Origin of the sequence: Gilliamella sp. wkB178 (genome assembly GCF_001690705.1) — a bacterium.
Taxonomy (GTDB): Bacteria; Pseudomonadota; Gammaproteobacteria; order Enterobacterales; family Orbaceae; genus Gilliamella; species Gilliamella apicola_K.
In genome coordinates this window covers 130,075-151,465 of record NZ_LZGK01000016.1, presented here as the reverse complement: position 1 = coordinate 151,465, position 21,391 = coordinate 130,075, and the positions used below count along the sequence as shown (strand labels likewise).

The 21,391-nt window shown below is 36.3% G+C and carries 21 protein-coding genes; 15 read left to right on the top strand and 6 right to left on the bottom strand.

All coding sequences use genetic code 11. The features are described from left to right. Positions 1-141 precede the first annotated feature (141 nt). The 3 genes from glnG to glnA all read right to left on the bottom strand — a co-directional run bounded on the left by glnG (position 142) and on the right by glnA (position 4,143). Positions 142-1,593 (bottom strand): nitrogen regulation protein NR(I), encoded by a 1,452-nt coding sequence (gene glnG / locus A9G13_RS10265; RefSeq protein ID WP_065557515.1) that lies wholly within the window; start codon positions 1,591-1,593, stop codon positions 142-144. Between the two features lie 11 nt (positions 1,594-1,604). Then, the gene (gene glnL / locus A9G13_RS10260; RefSeq protein WP_065557514.1) at positions 1,605-2,654 is read right to left on the bottom strand and encodes a nitrogen regulation protein NR(II); all 1,050 of its coding nucleotides are present in this window, start codon (positions 2,652-2,654) and stop codon (positions 1,605-1,607) included. A 79-nt stretch (positions 2,655-2,733) separates the two neighbouring features. Beyond that, a complete protein-coding gene (gene glnA / locus A9G13_RS10255) occupies positions 2,734-4,143 on the bottom strand; it encodes a glutamate--ammonia ligase (protein ID WP_065557513.1) in 1,410 nt (469 codons plus the stop codon). Positions 4,144-4,498: 355 nt separating this feature from the next. On the opposite strand from glnA, the gene A9G13_RS10250 reads away from it, so the two are divergent. From A9G13_RS10250 to gpsA, 3 genes are read left to right on the top strand one after another with little or no spacing between them, the layout of a single operon-like run. Then, positions 4,499-4,939 carry a rhodanese-like domain-containing protein gene (locus A9G13_RS10250; protein ID WP_065557512.1) on the top strand — a complete coding sequence of 147 codons (441 nt, stop codon included), beginning with the start codon at positions 4,499-4,501 and terminating at the stop codon, positions 4,937-4,939. A gap of 25 nt (positions 4,940-4,964) precedes the next feature. After that, positions 4,965-5,450 (top strand): protein-export chaperone SecB, encoded by a 486-nt coding sequence (gene secB / locus A9G13_RS10245; protein WP_065557511.1) that lies wholly within the window; start codon positions 4,965-4,967, stop codon positions 5,448-5,450. A 45-nt stretch (positions 5,451-5,495) separates the two neighbouring features. Then, entirely contained in the window at positions 5,496-6,509 is a 1,014-nt protein-coding gene (gene gpsA, locus A9G13_RS10240) for an NAD(P)H-dependent glycerol-3-phosphate dehydrogenase (protein WP_065557510.1), read from the top strand. An 81-nt stretch (positions 6,510-6,590) separates the two neighbouring features. On the opposite strand, the gene A9G13_RS10235 is transcribed toward gpsA, so the two are convergent. Beyond that, positions 6,591-7,565: an ornithine cyclodeaminase family protein gene (locus tag A9G13_RS10235; RefSeq protein ID WP_065557509.1), complete on the bottom strand. Its 975-nt coding sequence runs from the start codon at positions 7,563-7,565 to the stop codon at positions 6,591-6,593. A gap of 201 nt (positions 7,566-7,766) precedes the next feature. On the opposite strand from A9G13_RS10235, the gene aas reads away from it, so the two are divergent. The 12 genes from aas (at position 7,767) to A9G13_RS10175 (ending at position 18,697) form a co-directional block, all read left to right on the top strand. Continuing rightward, on the top strand, positions 7,767-9,908 hold the full coding sequence (aas, locus tag A9G13_RS10230; RefSeq protein WP_065557508.1) for a bifunctional acyl-ACP--phospholipid O-acyltransferase/long-chain-fatty-acid--ACP ligase: 2,142 nt from the start codon (positions 7,767-7,769) through the stop codon (positions 9,906-9,908). 26 nt (positions 9,909-9,934) lie between these two features. Continuing rightward, on the top strand, positions 9,935-11,122 hold the full coding sequence (gene lplT, locus A9G13_RS10225; protein ID WP_065557507.1) for a lysophospholipid transporter LplT: 1,188 nt from the start codon (positions 9,935-9,937) through the stop codon (positions 11,120-11,122). Then, positions 11,109-12,029 carry an N-acetylmuramic acid 6-phosphate etherase gene (gene murQ, locus A9G13_RS10220; protein ID WP_065557506.1) on the top strand — a complete coding sequence of 307 codons (921 nt, stop codon included), beginning with the start codon at positions 11,109-11,111 and terminating at the stop codon, positions 12,027-12,029. Before lplT ends, murQ begins: the two co-directional genes overlap by 14 nt. Before the next feature lie 485 nt (positions 12,030-12,514). Beyond that, complete coding sequence (locus A9G13_RS10215) at positions 12,515-13,489, top strand: mannose/fructose/sorbose PTS transporter subunit IIB (protein ID WP_065557505.1); 975 nt, start codon at positions 12,515-12,517, stop codon at positions 13,487-13,489. A gap of 21 nt (positions 13,490-13,510) precedes the next feature. Next, on the top strand, positions 13,511-14,311 hold the full coding sequence (locus A9G13_RS10210) for a PTS mannose/fructose/sorbose transporter subunit IIC (protein WP_065557504.1): 801 nt from the start codon (positions 13,511-13,513) through the stop codon (positions 14,309-14,311). Between the two features lie 17 nt (positions 14,312-14,328). Then, on the top strand, positions 14,329-15,240 hold the full coding sequence (locus A9G13_RS10205; RefSeq protein WP_065557503.1) for a PTS system mannose/fructose/sorbose family transporter subunit IID: 912 nt from the start codon (positions 14,329-14,331) through the stop codon (positions 15,238-15,240). Positions 15,241-15,410: 170 nt separating this feature from the next. Further along, positions 15,411-15,782 carry a DUF956 family protein gene (locus A9G13_RS10200; RefSeq protein WP_065557502.1) on the top strand — a complete coding sequence of 124 codons (372 nt, stop codon included), beginning with the start codon at positions 15,411-15,413 and terminating at the stop codon, positions 15,780-15,782. A 199-nt stretch (positions 15,783-15,981) separates the two neighbouring features. Beyond that, positions 15,982-16,230, top strand: a complete 249-nt coding sequence (gene rpsP / locus A9G13_RS10195; RefSeq protein ID WP_065557501.1) for a 30S ribosomal protein S16 — start codon at positions 15,982-15,984, stop codon at positions 16,228-16,230. Between the two features lie 24 nt (positions 16,231-16,254). Then, positions 16,255-16,785 carry a ribosome maturation factor RimM gene (rimM, locus tag A9G13_RS10190; protein WP_065557500.1) on the top strand — a complete coding sequence of 177 codons (531 nt, stop codon included), beginning with the start codon at positions 16,255-16,257 and terminating at the stop codon, positions 16,783-16,785. A 16-nt stretch (positions 16,786-16,801) separates the two neighbouring features. After that, positions 16,802-17,554, top strand: a complete 753-nt coding sequence (trmD, locus tag A9G13_RS10185) for a tRNA (guanosine(37)-N1)-methyltransferase TrmD (RefSeq protein WP_065557499.1) — start codon at positions 16,802-16,804, stop codon at positions 17,552-17,554. Positions 17,555-17,585: 31 nt separating this feature from the next. Then, positions 17,586-17,936 carry a 50S ribosomal protein L19 gene (gene rplS, locus A9G13_RS10180; RefSeq protein ID WP_025314641.1) on the top strand — a complete coding sequence of 117 codons (351 nt, stop codon included), beginning with the start codon at positions 17,586-17,588 and terminating at the stop codon, positions 17,934-17,936. Between the two features lie 158 nt (positions 17,937-18,094). Next, positions 18,095-18,697 (top strand): MarC family protein, encoded by a 603-nt coding sequence (locus A9G13_RS10175; protein WP_065557498.1) that lies wholly within the window; start codon positions 18,095-18,097, stop codon positions 18,695-18,697. A 120-nt stretch (positions 18,698-18,817) separates the two neighbouring features. Here A9G13_RS10175 and A9G13_RS10170 read toward each other — a convergent pair whose 3' ends face one another. Next, the gene (locus A9G13_RS10170) at positions 18,818-20,224 is read right to left on the bottom strand and encodes an amino acid permease (protein ID WP_065557497.1); all 1,407 of its coding nucleotides are present in this window, start codon (positions 20,222-20,224) and stop codon (positions 18,818-18,820) included. A gap of 54 nt (positions 20,225-20,278) precedes the next feature. Beyond that, on the bottom strand, positions 20,279-21,385 hold the full coding sequence (locus A9G13_RS10165; protein WP_065557496.1) for an alanine/ornithine racemase family PLP-dependent enzyme: 1,107 nt from the start codon (positions 21,383-21,385) through the stop codon (positions 20,279-20,281). Between the last annotated feature and the right edge of the window lie 6 nt (positions 21,386-21,391).

The window sequence follows — 21,391 nt, the reverse complement described above, 5'->3', positions numbered from 1 at the left end:
TAACCTATGAATGAAGAGCTGTTTAACAGATTTTATTTTACTTTCTGACATAATTATTCTCGAAAATCCGATGAGTTAACTATAAATAATAGTTAACTCTGATCCCACTGATAATTCAACTAACAACAGAATAGTAAAGATCTATAAAGTATTTTTATTATCAATTGATAGTTCTTTAAGTTTTCGCGTTAAAGTGTTACGCCCCCAACCTAATAAATGGGCAGCATCTTGTTTATGTCCACGCGTAAAATTAAGAGCACAATTTAATAAAATACGTTCAACATCATTCACAGCTGCGGTTAATATCTCGGTTTTACCAGAAACTAGTGCCTGTTTAGCCCACTGTTCTAATAGAATTTGCCAATTTACTTCTTGTTGAGCTTGATCAGCTGATAGCAGGTTTACTTCATTATTAAGTGAATCCTTAGGATTAGATATTTTTAGCAATTCAGGAGGTAAATCTTGAACTAAAATTTCTTTATTTGAGGACATTACCGTTACCCATCGGCAAGTATTTTCAAGTTGTCTAACATTACCTGGCCAGTTAAACATACATAAAATACTCAATGCTTCTGGACTAAATACTTTACTCTCCACGCCTAACTCTTTAGCGGTAGTATGTAAGAAATGTTCAGCTAACTTAGGAATGTCTTGCGCACGATCACGTAATGGTGGCAATAAAATCCGAATAACATTTAAGCGATGGAATAAATCTTCTCTAAATTTACCTTCCCTCACTCTTAATTCTAAATCTTGATGAGTAGCAGCAATAATACGCACATCAACTTTAACGGGTGAGTACCCACCAATACGGTAAAATTGCCCATCAGCTAATACCCGTAATAAGCGTGTCTGCACATCAAGAGGCATATCACCTATTTCATCCAAAAATAGCGTACCACCATTAGCTTGTTCAAAACGCCCATGTCTAATTTGCGCTGCGCCAGTAAATGCACCTTTTTCGTGCCCAAAAAGTTCAGACTCAATCAGATCTTTAGGAATCGCCGCCATATTTAAAGCTATAAAAGGTGCATTTGCTCGCGGACTATGCGTATGCAGAGCTTTAGCTACTAGCTCTTTACCTGTGCCTGATTCACCATTGATTAATACACTTATTGACGATTTTGATAAACGCCCAATTATACGAAAAACTTCCTGCATTGCCGGTGCTTCACCTATAATGCCAGTTGAGGCTTTGGTGGTAGTAATAGAATTTGTTTTTTGGTTTTGACTTTGTAAAATAGCTCTTTCAACTAGTTGAATAACTTCATCAACATCAAAGGGTTTAGGAATATAATCGTAAGCTCCTTTCTGATAGGCATTGACTGCAGCATCCAGATCAGAATGAGCGGTCATAATGATAACTGGTAAACTGGGTAACTGTTCTTTAACGTAATTAAGTAACGATAATCCATCTATCCCTGGCATTTTAATATCCGAAATTAAAACTGCAGGTTTTTGCAACTGTGTAGCTAATGCATCAATAACTTCTTGACCACTAGCAAAGCTGTCACACTCAAAATTAGCATTAGTTAATGCTTTTTCTAACACCCAACGAATAGAACTGTCATCATCAACAACCCAAACCTTCATTTTTTTCTTCCTCACTGCTTAATTGGCAAATAGACAGAAAATTCAGTATGTCCAGGCCAACTATTAAATTCAATTTTGCCATGATGCTGGTCGACAATGTTTTGTGCAATTGACAATCCGATACCTGTTCCACCTTGATAACCACTTACCATTGGGTAAAACATTGTGTCTTGAATATGAACTGGCACACCAGGGCCATTATCTTCAATATCTATACGCGCACATAATCGGTAACGTTGCCCATGTAAGGTTACTTGAAATGAGGTTCTAGTTCTTATTGTAATTGTACCTATCTTGGTTCCAATGGCCTGTATGGCATTACGTACAATATTTAAAATCACCTGTTCTATTTGTTCGGAATCATGAATAAAATCAGGTAAGCTAGGATCGTAATCACGTACAATTTCAATGTTATTTGGTTTTTCTAAACATAAAAGTGCATAGATTCTCTCAATGGCTTTATGTATATTTTGTGTTTTTTGTTGTAACCGTTGTTGTGGACCAAGTAATCTATCAACTAGATTTCTTAATCTATCAGCTTGTTCAATAATAATTTTGGTATAGTCTTGTAATTCATTGTTGGGTAACTCGCGCGACAACAATTGCGCCGCCCCTCTAAGTCCACCTAATGGATTTTTTATTTCATGGGCAAGGCCACGAACTAATTCACGAGCTGCATTTTGTTGTGCTTGTTGTAATTGTTCTTGGCTTAATCGTTTATGGTTATTCAAAGGTACCATTTCAATTAAAATACGGCCATTTTCTAAAGATTGTGCAGTTAACGATAAAATATTTAATTCATTATTCACCACCAAATGAACTTCATTATCGGTAAATCCTTGGCTTTGCATTAATGCAGTTTGCATTAACTGAATATCCAAAGAGAAATAATTCAATAAATCTGGTAAATAACTATCTAATAATTTTTTTGAGCTTTGTGCTAACAATTGTTGAGCAGCAGAATTTGCATAAAGTATACGAAGTCGTTCATCAAGTAACAAAATACTTGTGATCATGGAATCGAGAACTAGATTAGCATCAGATTCATTATCAAATGTCATCGTTAGATTTCCGCCCTCAATTATAAACCACCGCTACAATTAGCGGTGGAATAGTGTTTTTAATTCAGAAGAATATTACTTATAGACTATAGTACAATTCAAATTCAACTGGGTGTGGAGTCATACGAACACGATCGACGTCTTGACGTTTCAATTCAATATAAGCATCGATAGTATCCTTAGTGAAGACATTACCACGAGTTAAAAATTCATGATCTGCTGCTAATGCATTAAGTGCTTCTTCAAGAGAACCTGCTACTTGAGGAATTAATTTAGATTCTTCTGGTGGTAAATCATATAGATTTTTATCCATTGCATCACCCGGATGGATTTTATTAATAATACCATCTAGACCCGCCATTAATTGTGCTGCAAACGATAAATATGGGTTACCAGCTGGATCCGGGAAGCGAACTTCAACACGACGAGCTTTAGGACTAGTTACCACAGGAATACGAATTGAAGCGGAACGGTTACGCGCAGAGTAAGCAAGCATAACTGGCGCTTCATAACCTGGCACTAAACGTTTGTAAGAGTTAGTTGCCGGATTGGAGAAAGCATTAATCGCTTTAGCGTGTTTGATGATACCGCCAATATAAAATAATGCCATTTCAGAAAGACCTGCATATTTATCGCCAGCAAATAAATTCACGCCATCTTTAGATAAAGATTGGTGGCAGTGCATACCGGAACCATTATCACCAAATATTGGTTTTGGCATGAATGTAGCAGTTTTACCATAGGCATGAGCAACATTTTGTACTACATATTTATAAATTTGTACTTCGTCAGCTTTTTTAGTTAAGGTATTAAAACGGCATGCAATTTCATTTTGACCTGCGGTAGCAACTTCATGGTGGTGGGCTTCAACAACTAATCCTAATTGCTCCATAATTAAGCACATTTCAGAACGGATATCTTGAGACGAATCAACCGGAGGGAGTGGGAAATAACCACCTTTAACGCCTGGACGATGACCTTTATTACCTTCTTCATATTTAGTACCGGAGTTCCAAGCTGCTTCAATATCATCAATATGCACAAAGCTACCTGACATTGGCGAACCAAAACGCACATCATCAAATAAGAAAAATTCTGGTTCTGGCCCAAAAATAACTGTATCAGCAATACCTGATGATTTTAAAAACTCTTCAGCACGTTTAGCAATGGAACGTGGGTCACGATCATAACCTTGTAATGTAGCTGGTTCTAATACATCGCAACGTAGATTTAAAGTTACATCTTCAAAAAATGGATCGATAACCGCACTATCAACATCTGGCATTAATACCATATCTGATTCATTAATACCTTTCCAACCCGCGATTGATGAACCATCAAACATTTTACCGTCTTCAAAGAAATCAGCATCAATTTGACTAACAGGAATAGTGACGTGTTGTTCTTTACCTTTAGTATCGGTAAAACGTAAATCAACAAACTTAACTTCATTTTCTTTAATTAAGCTTAAAACTTTTTGTGTAGACATTTATCTTCTCCATTAAGGACAAACAATTGTTCAATATAAAAGGCTATTTTTGCCAAGTTATTTTGTTTATGCAAATATAATGCCATTTTTTAATTGCACTATTTTATGTACATTTATGGATAAGATAGTACCATAGCTACTAACTTTTGCACCAAAATAAAGCGTTACGCACAAAATTAATGCACCGAAATGAAAATAGTGCTTCTAAAGTAGCTATTTTTCGTTAAATATTGTCTCATCTTAAATAAATATTGCTAAGGTAAAATAAGTTTTCTCCCATTGGCTCTGTATTTCATCGTATAATATCGTTATAATCTCCACTTATTTTGAATAAAAACTAGGTAATCATATAAGTATGGACTTTTTTACACTCGAAATTATACCTTTTATTAAAAATCATCCCTTGCTTTCTTTAGGATGGATAGCTTTATTTATTGCTATCATCGTGTTAACCATAAAGAGTAAATTATCTAAGGTTAAAATTATTAGTAATGCCCAAGCAATCAATATGATTAATAAACAAAATGCAGTTATTATTGATATTCGTTCAGCTGATAATTTTAAAAAAGGACACATTACCGAATCGCATAATATCTTACCTATTGACATTAAAAACGCTAGCGCCAAAACTATTGAAAAATTCAAAGAAAACCTAATTATTTTGATTGACGAAAATGGTTTATCTACATCAAGTATTGGCGACACTTTGGTTAAACAAGGTTTTTTACATGTTTTCGCGTTGAAAGATGGTATCGCTGGTTGGAATGGCGAAAATTTACCACTTGTTAGAAAATAATATTATTTAAAAATAAGGTTTTATCATGACAGAACAAAACAATACCCCAACAGCTGAAACAGAATTCGCAATTCAACGAATTTATATCAAAGATGTGTCGTTTGAAACTAATAATGTGCCTGAAATCTTTACTAAAGAATGGCAACCAGAAATGAATGTTGAACTTAATACATCTTCAAATACATTGCATGATAACGTATTTGAAGTGGCATTACGTGTAACCGTCACAGTAAAATCTCATAATGAAGTTGCATATATTTGTGAAGTCACTCAAGCAGGTATTTTTTCTGTAGTTGGATTTAATGATGGTCAACTCCAGCACTGCCTTGGTGCATATTGTCCTAATATTTTGTTCCCTTATGTACGTGAAGCGATTGCTAACTTAGTGAATAAAGGTTCGTTCCCGGCTGTAAATTTAGAACCAGTGAATTTTGATGCACTCTTTATGAACTATTTACAACAGCAACAACAACAGCAAGCTCAAGCCGAATCCGGTGAAACCTTGCAATAATCTTAAAAATTGTAGTTATCTAAGCTTAAGTTAAATGGATTATTTATGGGGAAAAATGCTGTAGTATCAGTAATTGGAGCCGGTTCCTACGGTACCTCTTTAGCTATTTTATTGGCTCGTAATGGTCATTCAACCCTACTATGGGGGCGTGATCCTGATAAGATGGCTACCTTACAGCATGATCGGCAAAATCAACAATTTTTGCCGAATATCCCATTTCCGGAACGGTTACAGGTCGAAAGAGATCTACAAACAGCAGTACAAGCTGCGCCAATTTTGCTTATTGTTGTTCCTAGTCATGCTTTTGCTAGTATCTTGAAACAAATAAAACCTTTTTTACGCCCAGACACTAAAATTGTATGGGCAACCAAAGGGCTTGAAGTTGATACCGGACGATTATTGCAAGATGTTGCCAGAGAAATTCTTGGCGATCAAATCCCATTAGCGGTAATATCTGGACCTACTTTCGCTAAAGAAGTTGCCTCTGGTTTACCGACTGCGGTGACCGTTGCCTCGACCGATGAGCATTTTCTGACTGAATTACAAAATTTGTTCCATTGTAGTAAAGGTTTTCGTGTTTATAGTAGTAAAGACTTTATCGGGGTTCAGCTTGGTGGTGCCATTAAGAATGTAATAGCCATCGGGGCGGGTTTATCGGATGGGCTTGGTTTCGGCGCCAATGCAAGAACCGCATTAATCACTCGTGGACTGGCTGAAATGATGCGCTTAGGCGCGGCTCTGGGTGCTGACCCAGCAACTTTCATGGGAATGGCTGGGCTTGGTGATCTAGTGTTGACTTGCACCGATAATCAATCACGTAATCGCCGTTTTGGCATACTACTTGGTCAAAATAAATCAATCCAAGAGGCGCAAGATATTATTGCACAGGTGGTTGAAGGTTGTAAAAACACCAAAGAAGTTTGGACGCTGGCACAAAAATACCATGTCGATATGCCAATTACTGAACAAATCTATCAAGTCCTTTATGAACATAAAGATCCTAAACAAGCCGCTATGGCCTTGCTAGGGCGTTCCCAAAAAGCAGAGTTAACAAGCTAATTTTTATACTGAAACGTAGGGTTCTCAGGAAACATCTTGGCAAAATGTTGCTGCTGCTTAAATTAAAAGTAACTACTGCTATTAAATATTAAGCCCAATTCCCTGTGCTTTTGCTTTGAGGTAAATATCATAACCAACGTAAACATCTAAAACTGCGGTACCTACAGTTTTAAATACTGTTATTTGTTGAGAATTTTGTCGACATTTTTGCGGTTCAATAACTAAATCCCCGAGTTCCAAAAAGTCATTTTCGGTAACTAGTTGTTGCTTAATTGGATCAATAATATCACCCGCTTCGGCAAAAACTCCATCTTTAGTATCGAGTACTCGAATATCTGCTTTTTCCACAATATTCGCGGGGATCTCATGCATTGCAGGTGTATAAGCACCAACACCATTAATATGTGTGCCCGGCTTAACTTTAGTACCATCAAAGGTTGCTACTTTTGAGGTAGTGACCGACGTAATAATATCTGCTTGGCTTATATCATCATCTAAATTTTGTGAGAAATATAGATTGGTTGAAAAATGTGCAAATTTTTGCTGCATTTGCGCAGTAAATTGTTTAGCTTTTTCCTGATTAATATCGAAAATAGCAACATCCGTTAATGGTCGTACTGTCAACATCGCTTCCAATTGTGAAATTGCTTGCCCACCCGTTCCAATTAGTACTGATCGGCTTGCATCTTTGCGAGCTAATAGATCTGTTGCCGCACCTTGTACCGCCCCCGTTCGCAGCTGGGTAACATAAGTGCCATCGAGTATGGCACAAACTTCGCCAGTTTGCGGATCAAGCATTAATACTTGTGCTGGTACTGAAGGTTTACCCAATTTGGGATTATTAGGAAATACTGAGACAATCTTAATCCCAACAACATCACGGCTTTTAATGTGCGCAGGCATAAATAAACACTGACCATTTTGCACATCAAAATTAGTACGTAATGGCACCTCACTATTACCTTGAGTATAGATTTTTAAGGCTTGTTTATCTGCTGCGATGGCATCTTGCATACTGTATACTTTTTCGATATCGGTTGCGGTTAAAACTAACATTTAATCCCCCTTCGTCATTTAAACTTTTATTTTACGTTTTTGTTACTAATTGTCTATTTTTTATATAAAACCAATCCACAAATACAATTCAATTGTTTGTTTTATATTAATAATATTAAACAACGATTACCTTCCTTGTATAATTGCTTTATTTTAACTATTATTAGTAAATGCAATCTTGCATGTTAATTGAGATATAAGATGTTATTCAACGTATTAAGATTTTTCTTAAAGATTTTATTTCATGTAAAAATTCATGGTAACCTCGATAATTTAAAACAAGACCGGCTCCTAATCACTCCTAATCATGTTTCATTTCTAGATGGTGTATTAATTGGTGTTTTTTTACCTGTGCGCCCGGTTTTTGCTATTTACGCTGGTTATATTAATCATTGGTTAGTCCGCTTAGCTAAACGTTATGTCGATTTTGTACCAATGGATCCAACTAGCCCTATGGCTATTAAACGTTTAGTACGTGAAATAGAAAAAGGTCGCCCTATTGTGATCTTCCCGGAAGGTAGAATCACTATAACTGGGTCGTTAATGAAAATTTATGATGGTGCCGCTTTTGTTGCAGCCAAATCGCAAGCAACCATTGTACCGGTTTGGATAGAAGGTGCTGAATTTACTTTGACTAGCCGCCTAAAAGGCTTATTTAAACGTCATTTATTCCCCAAAATTAGCATTCATGTATTAGAACCAACTTCAATTCCAATGCCTAAAGCTGGTAATGCTAGTGAGCGCCGTTATATTGCTGGCGAAAAGTTACATCAAATTATGATGAATGCTCGCATGGCTAGCCGTCCAAAATTGACACTATTTGCAGCACTACTTGAAGCTCAAGTCCGTTATGGCGTCAAATCACGCATGGTACAAGATCCGACAACTAACGAAGCATCTTATCGTAACTTGTTAAAGCAAATTATTGGGGTTAGTTGTATTATTGCCAAAATTACAAAGAAGAAAGAACGCGTTGGAGTTTTACTACCTAATGCAACCATTACCGTGGCAACAATTTTTGGGTTATCAGTTAAAAATCGAATTCCGGCAATGCTTAATTATACTGCTGGCACCAAAGGACTAACTTGCGCAATCACTGCGGCAGAAATTAAAACGATTATTACCTCACGGAAATTTATTAAGAAAGGTAAACTGGATTACTTACTTGAGGAAATCAAAGGCGTTAAATGGTGTTTTCTAGAAGATTTACGCCACAGTTTAACTTTCACCGATAAATTATATGTTATTATTCACCAATTTATTCCAAGGTTAGTCGAGTATAAGCAATCGAGCGAAGATGAAGCTTTGGTACTATTTACTTCTGGTTCGGAAGGTAACCCTAAAGGGGTAGTTCATAGCCATGGCAGTTTAATTGCTAATGTTGAACAAATCCGTACCGTTATTGATCCAACTCCTGCCGATCGCTTTATGTCCGCATTACCTCTATTTCATGCTTTTGGTATTACTGCTGGATTATTTTTACCTTTATTTTCTGGTAGCCGAACCTTCTTATACCCAAATCCATTGCATTATCGCATGGTGCCAGAAATTATTTATGACCAAAACTGTACCATTTTATTTGGAACGCCAACTTTCTTGGCAAATTATGCTCGTTATGCCCACCCATACGACTTTATGCGTTTACGTTATGTCGTTGCCGGGGCAGAAAAATTATCTGACGCAGTTCGCGAACAATGGAAAAATAAATATGGTATTCGTATTTTAGAAGGTTATGGTGTAACTGAATGTGCTCCCGTAGTCGCTCTTAATGTACCAATGGCTTTTAAAAATGGTACTGTCGGTCGCTTATTACCGGGTATGACATCGCGATTAATTCCGATTTCAGGTATTAGTCCTGGTGGCGAATTACAAGTTAAAGGTCCTAATGTGATGAAAGGCTATTTGCGAGTAGAGCATCCAGGTAAATTAGAACCACCAATAGCAATTGATGAGAATGGCAAACCTGAATCTGGTTGGTATGATACTGGTGATATTGTGGCCATTGATCAAGATGGTTTTTTAACCATCAAAGGGCGTTTAAAACGTTTTGCCAAAATTGCTGGGGAAATGGTTTCGCTAGAAAGTGTTGAAGTATTAGCTAAAAAAGTCGATCCCAATGCAATGCATGGTGCCACGGTCAAAGCCGATGCATCTAAAGGCGAAGCAATTGTGCTATTTACCACTTCAAAAGAACTAAATCGAGAGCAACTTAATCAAGCAGCTCAGGAGTTTGGTATTCCAGCTTTAGCAGTTCCACGAGATATTCGTGTAGTTAAAGAACTACCATTACTGGGAACGGGTAAGATTGATTTTATTACCCTGCGAAAAATGGCTGATGAATAGCTAGCAAATCAACAAAAGGATGTTTCATGACGCAAAACTCTCTTTTTAGTAAAGGCATGATAGCAACCATGCTGGCGCAATTCTTTTCAGCTTTTGGTGATAACGCCTTATTTTTTGCTATTTTAGCCTATATTAAAAATCTACATTACCCAGAATGGAGTCAATCAGTATTACAGATCGGGTTTGTGGTGCCATTTATTCTGCTTTCACCTTTTGTCGGTCAATTTGCTGATAGCATGTCAAAAGGCCGAGTAATGATGATCTCAAATAGTCTGAAATTACTAGGTGCTGGTAGTATTTGTTTAGGTGTTAGTCCATTTTTAGGTTATATTTTAGTAGGCATTGGTGCTTCAGGTTATTCACCTGCTAAATATGGTATTTTAGGTGAACTTACCACAGGCGATAATTTAGTTAAAGCTAATGGTTTAATCGAAGCCTCAACAATTGCCTCAATATTACTTGGCTCAGTTGCGGGTGGTTATATTGCTGATCTTAATGTTACTGCTTCTTTATTAGCCTGCGTATTAATGTTTGGTTGTGCAGTGATTGCTAATCTCTTTATTCCTAGATTACCAGCCGCGAGACGTGATATTAAATGGCAATTTTTAAGCATGCTTAAAGATTTTATTCGCACCGTAAAAATGCTTTTTATCAATAGACAAGCACGTTTTACTTTGTATGGTACTAGCCTATTTTGGGGCGCAGGAATTACGTTACGTTTTTTATTAATTAGCTGGGTACCGGTTGTATTAGGTATTGTTGATAATACCACTCCAACTGTACTCAATGCTGTTGTGGCTGTGGGGATAGTGGTTGGTGCCGGGCTTGCCAGTAAATTTATTTCTATCAATAATACCTTACGTTGTATTCCTGCTGGCATTATGATGGGCATTGTAGTCATCGCCTTTACACTTCAAAGCCATATGGTTTCATCATATATTTTATTAATTATGATTGGCGCACTCGGTGGCTTCTTTTTAGTCCCTTTAAATGCTTTGATCCAAAAAATAGGTAAAGAGATTATAGGTGCCGGTAGTGTAATAGCAGTACAGAACTTGAGTGAATATGGCGCCATGATGATTATGCTGGGGCTTTATTCTGTTGCTGTTGCTGCTGGTGTACCTATTATAGCTATTGGCGTAGGTTTTGGGGCATTATTTGCCTTAGTTATTTTACTATTATGGTTAGGATTAAAAAATAATGCCAAACATTAATTTATCAAAAATGCTAACTGAAAGTCGTAATTCAAACAGTGAAAAGATTGATAGCTGTTCTACGCTTGATATTTTAAAAATTATAAATAATGAAGACAAACAAGTTGCTATTGCAGTTGAAAAAGAACTACCTAATATTGCCAAAGCAGTAGATGCTATTAGTCAGGCTTTTTTGCATCAAGGCCGCTTAGTCTATATGGGTGCGGGCACATCCGGTAGACTAGGTATATTAGATGCCAGTGAGTGCCCACCGACTTATGGCACCCAACCAGATCAAGTAATAGGATTAATAGCTGGCGGGCAACCAGCTATTTTTAAAGCCGTCGAAAATGCCGAAGATAATCCTGAATTAGCTGTCGCAGATTTAAAAAATATCAAATTTACTGCCCAAGATGTATTAGTCGGTATTGCTGCAAGTGGGCGCACACCTTACGTTATAGGCGGAATGCAATTAGCTAAATCAATTGGTGCTACCGTAGTCAGTTTATGTTGTAATCCCCAAGCGCCGATGATTAATATTGCTGATATTGCAATCACCCCAATTGTCGGTGCAGAGATCATTACTGGATCATCAAGAATGAAGGCCGGTACCGCCCAAAAACTAATTCTAAATATGTTAACTACGGCTAGTATGATTAAAATTGGCAAAGTCTATGGTAATTTAATGGTGGATGTGGAAGCGACTAATGCCAAACTGATAGAACGCCAAATAAATATCGTAATGCAAGCCACCGATTGCAATCGGGAAACGGCAATTTTAGCACTGGCACAAAGCCAAAGACATTGCAAAACAGCAATTTTAATGATTTTGACCAACCTCAATGTTGAACAAGCTAAACAAGCGCTTAGTGACAATAATGGCTTTATTAGGGAAACACTAAAGAATTATCGCAATGAATTAAATTAAGCTAGCAATATAATATTGCTAAAAAGTACCTATTCAATAGGTCCAAACATATTTCATACCTAGGATTAACTTCTAAAAAATAATCATTTGCATTATTAAAAGTATGATCAATAATTAACAAAAATCTATAACTAAAAAGAATAAAAATATAATTACTTTTATTTTTGAAAAAGTGTAATATTTTTTCAACTTTAATTTGAATTCTCTGCTAATATAACATTTTATCTAAAACAAAACTGTTATTTGAGGCCATCTTTCAACAATAAAATATATAAAAATTAGGAATATAAACATTTTTTACTCAAATAATTATGTAACCGATATTTTATAAAAATATCTTTTAATAATAGAAAGTTAAGTTTTTATAGCAACGTAATATCGTTATATATTTTATGATTTAAAATAACTAAACCAATATAGTTTTTAGGATTAAATTTATAGTAATTTTATATTATCCAATAAGATAATAATTTGGAGGAAATCGTATGGTAGGGATTATTCTGGCAACTCATGGTGAGTTTGCAGAAGGTATTCTACAATCGGGTACAATGATATTTGGAGAGCAAGAGAACGTTAAAGCCGTGACTTTGCACCCAAGTGATAGTCCTGAAAGTTTGAAAGAAAGAATGTTAGCAGCAATAGCTACATTTGATAATCAAGATGAAGTATTATTCTTAGTCGATTTGTGGGGAGGTACACCATTTAATCAAGCGAATAATTTATGTGGCACGCATAGCAACTGGGCTATTGTGGCCGGTTTAAATCTACCTATGTTGATCGAGGCTTACTCTTCACGTTTATCAATGGAAACCGCTAAAGAAATAGCCTCAGCGTTGTTAGAACCGGCAAAAGAAGGGATTCGAGCAACTGTTGAAACTAGCACACCTAAACAAGCAGCAGTAAAACCATCAACTTCTATACCAGAAGGTACCGTGCTTGGTGATGGTAAAATGAAAATTGTCCTTGCCCGTGTTGATTCTCGTTTACTGCATGGTCAAGTTGCCACCTCTTGGACTAAATCTACTAATCCTAACCGCATCATCGTTGTTTCGGATTCCGTTGCCAAAGATGATTTGAGAAAAAAGCTTATTGAAGAAGCCGCTCCTCCTGGTGTAAAAGCCAATGTAGTTCCAATCAAAAAAATTATTGAAGTTGCTCACGATCCGCGTTTTGGCAATACTAAAGCCTTACTTTTATTTGAAAATCCGGAAGATGTTTTACGAACTGTTGAAGGTGGTGTAGATATTAAAGAGCTTAATGTTGGCTCTATGGCACATTCAGTTGGCAAAGTGATGGTAAATAAAGTTCTATCCATGAACACTGAAGATGTTGATGCCTTTGAAAAGTTAAAAGCCAAGAATGTGAAATTTGATGTTCGCAAAGTACCTAACGATTCTAGTAGTAATATGGATGAGTTACTGAAAAAAGCGAAAGAAGAATTAGCCGAGCAAAAAAATTAGTTTTATTTAAGGGGTTATATTATGACGTTATCTATTATTGCTATCATTTTAGTGATAGTTGTGGCCTTCCTAGCTGGAATGGAAGGTATCTTAGATCAGTTTCAATTTCACCAACCGTTAGTAGCTTGTTCGTTGATTGGGTTAGTAACAGGTAATTTAGAAGCTGGAGTTGTACTTGGTGGTTCATTACAGATGATCGCACTAGGTTGGGCTAATATTGGTGCAGCTGTAGCGCCAGATGCAGCACTTGCCTCTGTGGCATCATCCATTATTCTAGTACTTGGTGGACAAGGTGTTGCCGGTGTTTCAACCGCTATTGCAATTGCCATTCCTCTTGCTGTGGCTGGTTTATTCTTAACTATGATTGTGCGAACTATTGCGGTTCCTTTAGTACATATGATGGATGCAGCGGCTGAACATGGCAATATTCGCCGTATTGAATGGTTACAAATTCTAGGTATTTGTTTACAAGGTTTAAGAATTGCTATCCCTGCAGCGGCATTATTATTTATTCCTGCTGAAACCGTTAAACAAGCATTAAATGCAATGCCTGAATGGTTAACTACTGGTATGGCTATCGGTGGTGGTATGGTGGTTGCAGTAGGTTATGCTATGGTAATTAATATGATGGCAAACCGCGAAGTATGGCCATTTTTCATTATCGGTTTTGTTGTTGCTGCTATATCACAACTAACATTGATTGCGTTAGGTGCATTAGGTATTTCATTAGCACTTATTTACCTAAGCCTTTCTGAACGTGGCAATTCATCAAATGGTGGCGATAAAGGCGACCCACTTGATGACATTTTGAATGATTACTAAGAATTTGGAGAACGAAAATGACAGATAGAATTCAATTAAGTAAAAAAGATCGTTTAGCTGTGGCTTGGCGTTCGACTTTTCTCCAAGGTTCTTGGAACTATGAACGTATGCAAAATGGTGGTTGGGTTTATTCTATGATCCCAGCTATTAAAAAATTATATACTACAACTGAAGACCGTTCAGCGGCACTTAAACGTCACTTAGAATTTTTTAATACTCACCCATATTTAGCTTCTCCTGTGCTTGGCGTAACACTCGCTCTTGAAGAGGAAAGAGCTAATGGAGCCCCTGTTGATGATGTCGCCATTCAAGGGGTTAAAGTCGGTATGATGGGTCCACTAGCTGGTGTTGGCGATCCAGTATTCTGGTTTACTGTCCGCCCTATGCTTGGTGCTCTTGGTGCGTCATTGGCTTTAAGCGGTAATGTTATTGGCCCAATTTTGTTCTTCTTATTGTGGAATATTATCCGTTGGGGCTTTATGTGGTATACCCAAGAATTTGGATACCGCACAGGTTCTAAAATCACTGATAATCTTTCCGGTGGCTTACTACAGAAAATCACCAAAGGTGCATCTATTTTAGGGATGTTTGTACTAGCCGCTTTAGTGCAAAGGTGGGTATCAATCAAATTCCAACCAGTAGTTTCCACCGTAAAATTGGACAACGGTGCTTTCATTGATTGGAATTCATTACCTGCTGGTGCTGAAGGTATCCAAAAAGCATTGATCCAATTGCAAAATGGGTTAGCACTAACTCAAGAAAAAGTAACTACCCTGCAAAATAACTTAGACCAGTTAATTCCAGGATTAGTACCTTTATTATTAACTTTCTTATGTATGTGGTTATTACGTAAAAAAGTATCCCCTATTTTGATCATCCTTGGTCTATTTATAGTTGGAATTATTGGTCATGTAATTGGCCTGTTATAAGCTTAACATTTTGTTAAGATGTTTCCTGAGAGCATAATGTTTGAGTATAACATTATGCTCTTTATATAACTAAAACTAGTTGTGTCAGGGCTTTATGAACCAATTCTGATTTCAGATAAATCTTGAGGTTCTGGTTACAAATTGACTATTCAATATGGATATACAAAAAGATGGTACAATCATTAAATACTAAAATCGATTTAACAGTTAAAGCTACTGCTTTTGTCGGTTTTTCTGAGTATGGCAATATTATGATTGGTGACAAAGCCTTCGAATTCTATCATCAACGAGATAGCCGTAAATATATCCAAATTCCTTGGAATGAAGTAGATTATGTTGTCGCTTCGGTTTTATTTGGGGGTAGATGGATACCTCGTTATTCAATCCAAACCAAACAAAATGGCACCTTCACTTTTGCATCTACAGATCCTAAAAAAGTCTTAAAAGCGATACGTGTATATGTTGATGGGCAAAAAATGGTTAAATCACTTGGCTTTTTTGATGTTTTAAAGCGAGCTTTTAATAGAAAACGTAAACACTAATATGCCGACCGAGTAAAATCACTAGCTAATTTTAATAACATATCGCTACATAGTATTTAATTTGTTTGTTTTATAAGCAATTCCACTAACTATCAACTAGAAACAGCCATTGCACTTTTTGCCAGAAAGGGTATAATTCTCGGGCTTTGATTTTGTCCGTGTTGGGCAAAAAAAAGATTTTTTAATTTAAGAGGATGTTATGGTAACTATTCGTTTAGCTCGTGGTGGCTCTAAAAAGCGCCCATTTTATCAAGTAGTTGTCACTGATAGCCGTAACCCACGTGATGGTCGTTTTATTGAGCGTATTGGTTTTTTTAATCCAATTGCCCAAGGTAATGCCGAAGAATTACGTTTAGATCTTGATCGCGTAAATCATTGGGTAGGTTTAGGTGCAACTGTTTCTGATCGTGTTAATACATTGATCAAACAAGCACAAAAAGCTGCTTAATTAAGTAAAAAAATAGTAACTGTAATGATGAATACTGAGAATCTAATTGTTGTCGGCAAACTTGGTTCAAGCTACGGCATTCGTGGATGGCTCAGAATTTTTTCGTTTACAGAAATTCCAGATAGTATTTTTGATTACACTCCTTGGTATATCCAGCGTGCTGGAAAATGGCAGGAAGTAATCGTAGAAAGCTTTAAACCACATAATCAAGATATGATTGTGAAGCTTGCTGGCATTGATGATCGCGACCAAGCGAACACATTAACTAATGTTGAAGTTTATGTTGATGCGCAAAAGTTACCACAACTAAATGATGGTGATTTTTATTGGAAAGATTTGATTGGTTGCCAAGTAAAAACAATCAATGGTTACAATTTAGGTCAGGTAACTGATTTAATGGAAACCGGTTCTAATGATGTATTGGTAGTAAAAGCTAATCTAAAAGATGCATTTGGAGCAACAGAACGTTTAATCCCTTTTGTTGAAGAACAATTTATTAAACAAGTTGATTTAACAACAAAAATGATTGTGGTCGATTGGGATCCCGCTTTTTAATTAGTAAGGTAAGAATATGTGGATTGGCGTTATTAGCCTTTTTCCCGAAATGTTTCAAGCAATTACTAGTTATGGTGTAACTGGTCGAGCAGTTAAAAATGGGCTGTTAGAAGTAAATTATTGGAACCCGCGCGATTTTGCGCATGATAAGCATAAGACTGTCGATGATAGGCCTTATGGTGGTGGCCCAGGCATGTTAATGATGGTACAACCACTTAAAGATGCTATTCATGATGCTAAAACAGTTGCAGGTGACGATACCAAAGTAATTTATCTGTCTCCACAAGGGCGCAAATTAAACCAACAAGGTGTTTGCGAATTGTCACAAAATCAAAAATTAATTTTGATTTGTGGGCGATACGAAGGAATAGATGAACGCGTTATCCAAACCGAGATTGATGAAGAATGGTCAATTGGGGATTACGTGTTGAGTGGTGGTGAATTACCGGCGATGACCATGATTGATGCACTAGCTAGGTTTATTCCTGGGGTGTTACATCACGAAGCATCAGCAGCAGAAGATTCTTTTGCTAACGGACTACTTGATTGCCCTCACTATACTCGGCCTGAAGTGTTAGATGGTATGGCGGTGCCTGATGTATTAATGTCTGGTCACCATGAAGCGATTCGTCGTTGGCGATTAAAACAATCACTAGGACGAACTTGGTTAAGAAGAAAAGATCTTCTTGCAAATCTAGCTCTGACTGATGAAGAGCAATGCTTACTTGCTGAATTTCAGCATGAATACAGTGATAAGCAAAGCGATTAATATTTCAGTATAACTAGTAAGAGATAATATTATGAAAAATGCAATTATTCAGCAATTAGAACAAGAACAAATGAAGAAAGACATCCCGTCTTTTCGCCCGGGCGATACGGTTGAAGTAAAAGTATGGGTTGTTGAAGGTAATAAAAAACGTCTTCAAGCATACGAAGGTGTGGTTGTTGCAATTCGCAATCGTGGTTTACATTCTGCATTTACAGTACGTAAAATTTCGAATGGCGAAGGTGTTGAACGAGTATTCCAAACTCACTCACCAATTGTTGATTCAATTACTGTGAAACGTCGTGGTCAAGTACGTCAAGCTAAACTTTACTACTTACGCGAACTTCGTGGTAAAGCTGCTCGTATTAAAGAGCGCCTTAACTAATTTTGATTAGTTAACTACTAAAAATTAATTAAAATATATCAGATTAAATATGGTCACCTTTATGGTGACCGTTTTTTTATATAATAAAAGTTATTCCCCACCAATATTTATTGATAAAATTAGCTTTATTTATTAAAGCCACACAAAAGGTATATATCATGGGAGACTATCTTGTCGATATTCTTGCTACAACCGTAAAATTATTTGCATTAATGACCCCTCCAGCCGTTTTAAGTGCGTTTTTGAGTGGTACCAAACAATACAATGAACAACAGCGACGCAAAACTGCATTTAAAACGTCCTGTGCAGTTTTTATTATTGGAATTGTATTATTCTTTATTGGTAATGCCATGTTTAGTGTTTTTGGTTTTACACTGGATGCTTTTAGAATTGGTTCAGGAGCTTTATTATTTTTGACAGCTGTATCATTAATGAACGATTCCCCAGAAAAAAATAAAATTAATAGTGATGAAGATATTAGTGTAGTGCCATTAGCAATCCCGCTATGCATGGGGCCGGCATCCATAGGTACGATTATTGTATTAGGAACAGGTGCAATTGGTGTTGTACAAAATTTGATTGGGGCTATTTCATTATTAATTGCCTCAAGTGGTATTTATGCCATGTTGTTATGTGCCAAAAGTATTGCCAAAGTTTTAAAAAATACTGGTATTGCTATTCTAGCAAAATTAACTGGCTTACTATTGTCAGCCATTGCAGCACAAGTAATTTTTACAGGTGTTGCCGCATTTTTAAAATAAGCTAGTAAGCCAATTCACATTATTTAATATAGAAATAATTAATAAACTAAACAGTAAGCAAATACATACTGTTTAGTTTTTCATTAAGCATTATTAATTTGTGCGCACTAGCTATTTAATCTATTTTAATTCACCGCTGAATATTGGATGGCGTTTCTTATAGAAAAAATAAGAAGCCAAGATAACTAAGATTAATATTACTTCTGATAATAAGATGAAATGACCTGATTCACCAAACCAGACCCCAATAATAATCACCAAATTGACAATAATAGAAATTGCTGCCAGCCAAGGGAATAAAGGGGATTTAAATTTAATCATCTCTTTAGGATATTTACCACTATTTATACCTTTACGGAATTGATACTGACACCAAGCAATAATAATCCACGCAAAACAACCCACTTGCCCGGTACTTGCTACCAAATAAATATACAATTTTTCTGCCGCTATATATTTAGAAAACAAAGATACTAGTGCAATAATCGCAATAAACAAAATACCTTTAGTCGGTACTCCGCGTTTATTTACTGTAGAAAAATATTTAGGAGCAAGATTATCTTGAGCCATTGACCACAACATTCTAGAGCTAGCATAAATTGCTGAATTAGCTGCAGAAATGGCAGCACAAAAAATAACAAACAACATTATATTTGAGGCAAATGTAATGCCTGCTTTATTAAATACCCACACAAATGGACTAATTTCTGTATGTTCAGTGCCATAAGGATAAACTAACGCTAATACGGCAATGGCTAGTACATAAAACAGAATAATGCGGAAGGCTACCCCAATAATAATTTTTGGTAACACTGATTGTGGTGATTGCGATTCCCCCGCGGCACTACCAATTAGTTCAACACCTTGAAATGAATAGGTGACAATTGTCATACAAATAAAAATAGACAAAAAGCCATTAGGAAACCAACCAGATTCAGTTTTAAAAGTAGGTAAAATATGAGTATGTGAATATTGCTGATAGAGTAAATAAATACCAATCCCAATAAATGCAATAATTGCCAAAACTTTAATGGTTGAAAACCAATACTCGCTTTCACCAAACGCTCGTACTGAGGTTAGATGTACTGCAGTAATAACGATTAAAATTAATAAACTGAAAAGATAAATGGGAATAGCAGGAAACACTTGGTGAGCAATCATTGATGCAGCAGTTAAATCTGCCGCCATCGACAGCACCCAACTTAACCAATATAACCAACCTATGGTGTAACTCCAAATTGGATTAGGTATAAACATTAAAGCATAGTGTTGAAAAGAACCCGCATGAGGAAAGGCACAAGAAAGTTCACCCAAACATAACATCGTTGACAGCATTATGCACCCGGCCATTAAATAAGCAATAATGGTACCTAATGGTCCAACTGTACTAAGGGGAGCTGCAATACCAATAAATAAACCGGTACCAATTGATCCACCTAATGAGATCATCAACAAATGACGATTTTTTAGATTTTTCTTTAAAGTGCTACTGGGGTAAGGTGTATCTTGAGATTCTATTGTTGCCATGTAAACCGCCTAATAAACAATAAAAACTGCTGGTTACCCAGCAGTTTGCACGAATTAATAAATAAACCGTTTTTCTATACCATTAGTTTGACATGCCATAAGTAAGGCGGTGTAATCAAGTTCAAAACAAATGACATCACCGACTCGTAATACTTGTGTAACATCTTCAATATCGACGAGAGTGTGATCACTGGTTTGCCCTAAAACAGTAATATTGTCATTGATAGGAACACAACTTTCTGCTGGAACATCTTGACGCCCAAAGGCAAGAAGTGCTCGTTTGCGAGTCCCATGATCAACAAATGTTTTACTATTTAAAAAAGCATCTACACCTAATTCACCAACGGGAACAGTCGGTTTACTATTGAGCTCAATGATTTCGGCATATAATTTGTACAAATTACTACATGCTTTATCAACTGGTTTGTTTGAATGATGAAATTCATCAAGGTATTTCATATCCACATACTCAATACCAAACTCATGTAAACCACCTATTCTCAAATGATTCAATCCTTCCGGCCAAAGACCTTTGTCTAGTAAGTGATAACTAGTACAATTACCAGCCGATAAATATTTTATCTTAATATTACAGGATTGTTCTACCTTACGAGCTATTTGTAAAAAATCTTCACCATTTTTGACGGTAGGCAAAACAGTACCATAGCAGTTAAAGTTAGTGCCAAGCCCATAAAGCTCAACACCGGGTAAAGATAGTATTAGTTTAACAGTATTGATAATTTCATCAATATGTTCAAACCAAATTCCTTCACGTAAATCACCCATATCCACCATTAATAAAACTTGATGAACTTTTTGCTGTTTAATGGCTTCATCAGAAAGTGCTTGTATAACTTCTGGCTCACTATTTAAGCTAATATCAGCATATTTAACTACATCACTAATTTCACTTAAACAAGGACTACGTAATAAACAAGTTTTACAATTTAATGCTTGTTTCACTTTTTTCAAATTATAAGTTCTTGATTCGGCAATCACATCAATGCCACCATCGAGAACGGCTTTCGCCGTTTCGACACAACCATCAAAGACCTTATTTACAGCCATTACTTCAATGCCATGTTTAGCTAATAGATCTTTTTCTACACGGGCATTATTTCTTAACTTGCGTAAATCAATTTCTAATATAGGTTTGTACATATATTT

Coding starts and splice junctions, on each gene's coding strand:
- glnG (WP_065557515.1), bottom strand. CDS start 1,593: ATGAAGGTTTGGGTTGTTGATGATGACAGTTCTATTCGTTGGGTGTTA.
- glnL (WP_065557514.1), bottom strand. CDS start 2,654: ATGACATTTGATAATGAATCTGATGCTAATCTAGTTCTCGATTCCATG.
- glnA (WP_065557513.1), bottom strand. CDS start 4,143: ATGTCTACACAAAAAGTTTTAAGCTTAATTAAAGAAAATGAAGTTAAG.
- A9G13_RS10250 (WP_065557512.1), top strand. CDS start 4,499: ATGGACTTTTTTACACTCGAAATTATACCTTTTATTAAAAATCATCCC.
- secB (WP_065557511.1), top strand. CDS start 4,965: ATGACAGAACAAAACAATACCCCAACAGCTGAAACAGAATTCGCAATT.
- gpsA (WP_065557510.1), top strand. CDS start 5,496: ATGGGGAAAAATGCTGTAGTATCAGTAATTGGAGCCGGTTCCTACGGT.
- A9G13_RS10235 (WP_065557509.1), bottom strand. CDS start 7,565: ATGTTAGTTTTAACCGCAACCGATATCGAAAAAGTATACAGTATGCAA.
- aas (WP_065557508.1), top strand. CDS start 7,767: ATGTTATTCAACGTATTAAGATTTTTCTTAAAGATTTTATTTCATGTA.
- lplT (WP_065557507.1), top strand. CDS start 9,935: ATGACGCAAAACTCTCTTTTTAGTAAAGGCATGATAGCAACCATGCTG.
- murQ (WP_065557506.1), top strand. CDS start 11,109: ATGCCAAACATTAATTTATCAAAAATGCTAACTGAAAGTCGTAATTCA.
- A9G13_RS10215 (WP_065557505.1), top strand. CDS start 12,515: ATGGTAGGGATTATTCTGGCAACTCATGGTGAGTTTGCAGAAGGTATT.
- A9G13_RS10210 (WP_065557504.1), top strand. CDS start 13,511: ATGACGTTATCTATTATTGCTATCATTTTAGTGATAGTTGTGGCCTTC.
- A9G13_RS10205 (WP_065557503.1), top strand. CDS start 14,329: ATGACAGATAGAATTCAATTAAGTAAAAAAGATCGTTTAGCTGTGGCT.
- A9G13_RS10200 (WP_065557502.1), top strand. CDS start 15,411: ATGGTACAATCATTAAATACTAAAATCGATTTAACAGTTAAAGCTACT.
- rpsP (WP_065557501.1), top strand. CDS start 15,982: ATGGTAACTATTCGTTTAGCTCGTGGTGGCTCTAAAAAGCGCCCATTT.
- rimM (WP_065557500.1), top strand. CDS start 16,255: ATGATGAATACTGAGAATCTAATTGTTGTCGGCAAACTTGGTTCAAGC.
- trmD (WP_065557499.1), top strand. CDS start 16,802: ATGTGGATTGGCGTTATTAGCCTTTTTCCCGAAATGTTTCAAGCAATT.
- rplS (WP_025314641.1), top strand. CDS start 17,586: ATGAAAAATGCAATTATTCAGCAATTAGAACAAGAACAAATGAAGAAA.
- A9G13_RS10175 (WP_065557498.1), top strand. CDS start 18,095: ATGGGAGACTATCTTGTCGATATTCTTGCTACAACCGTAAAATTATTT.
- A9G13_RS10170 (WP_065557497.1), bottom strand. CDS start 20,224: ATGGCAACAATAGAATCTCAAGATACACCTTACCCCAGTAGCACTTTA.
- A9G13_RS10165 (WP_065557496.1), bottom strand. CDS start 21,385: ATGTACAAACCTATATTAGAAATTGATTTACGCAAGTTAAGAAATAAT.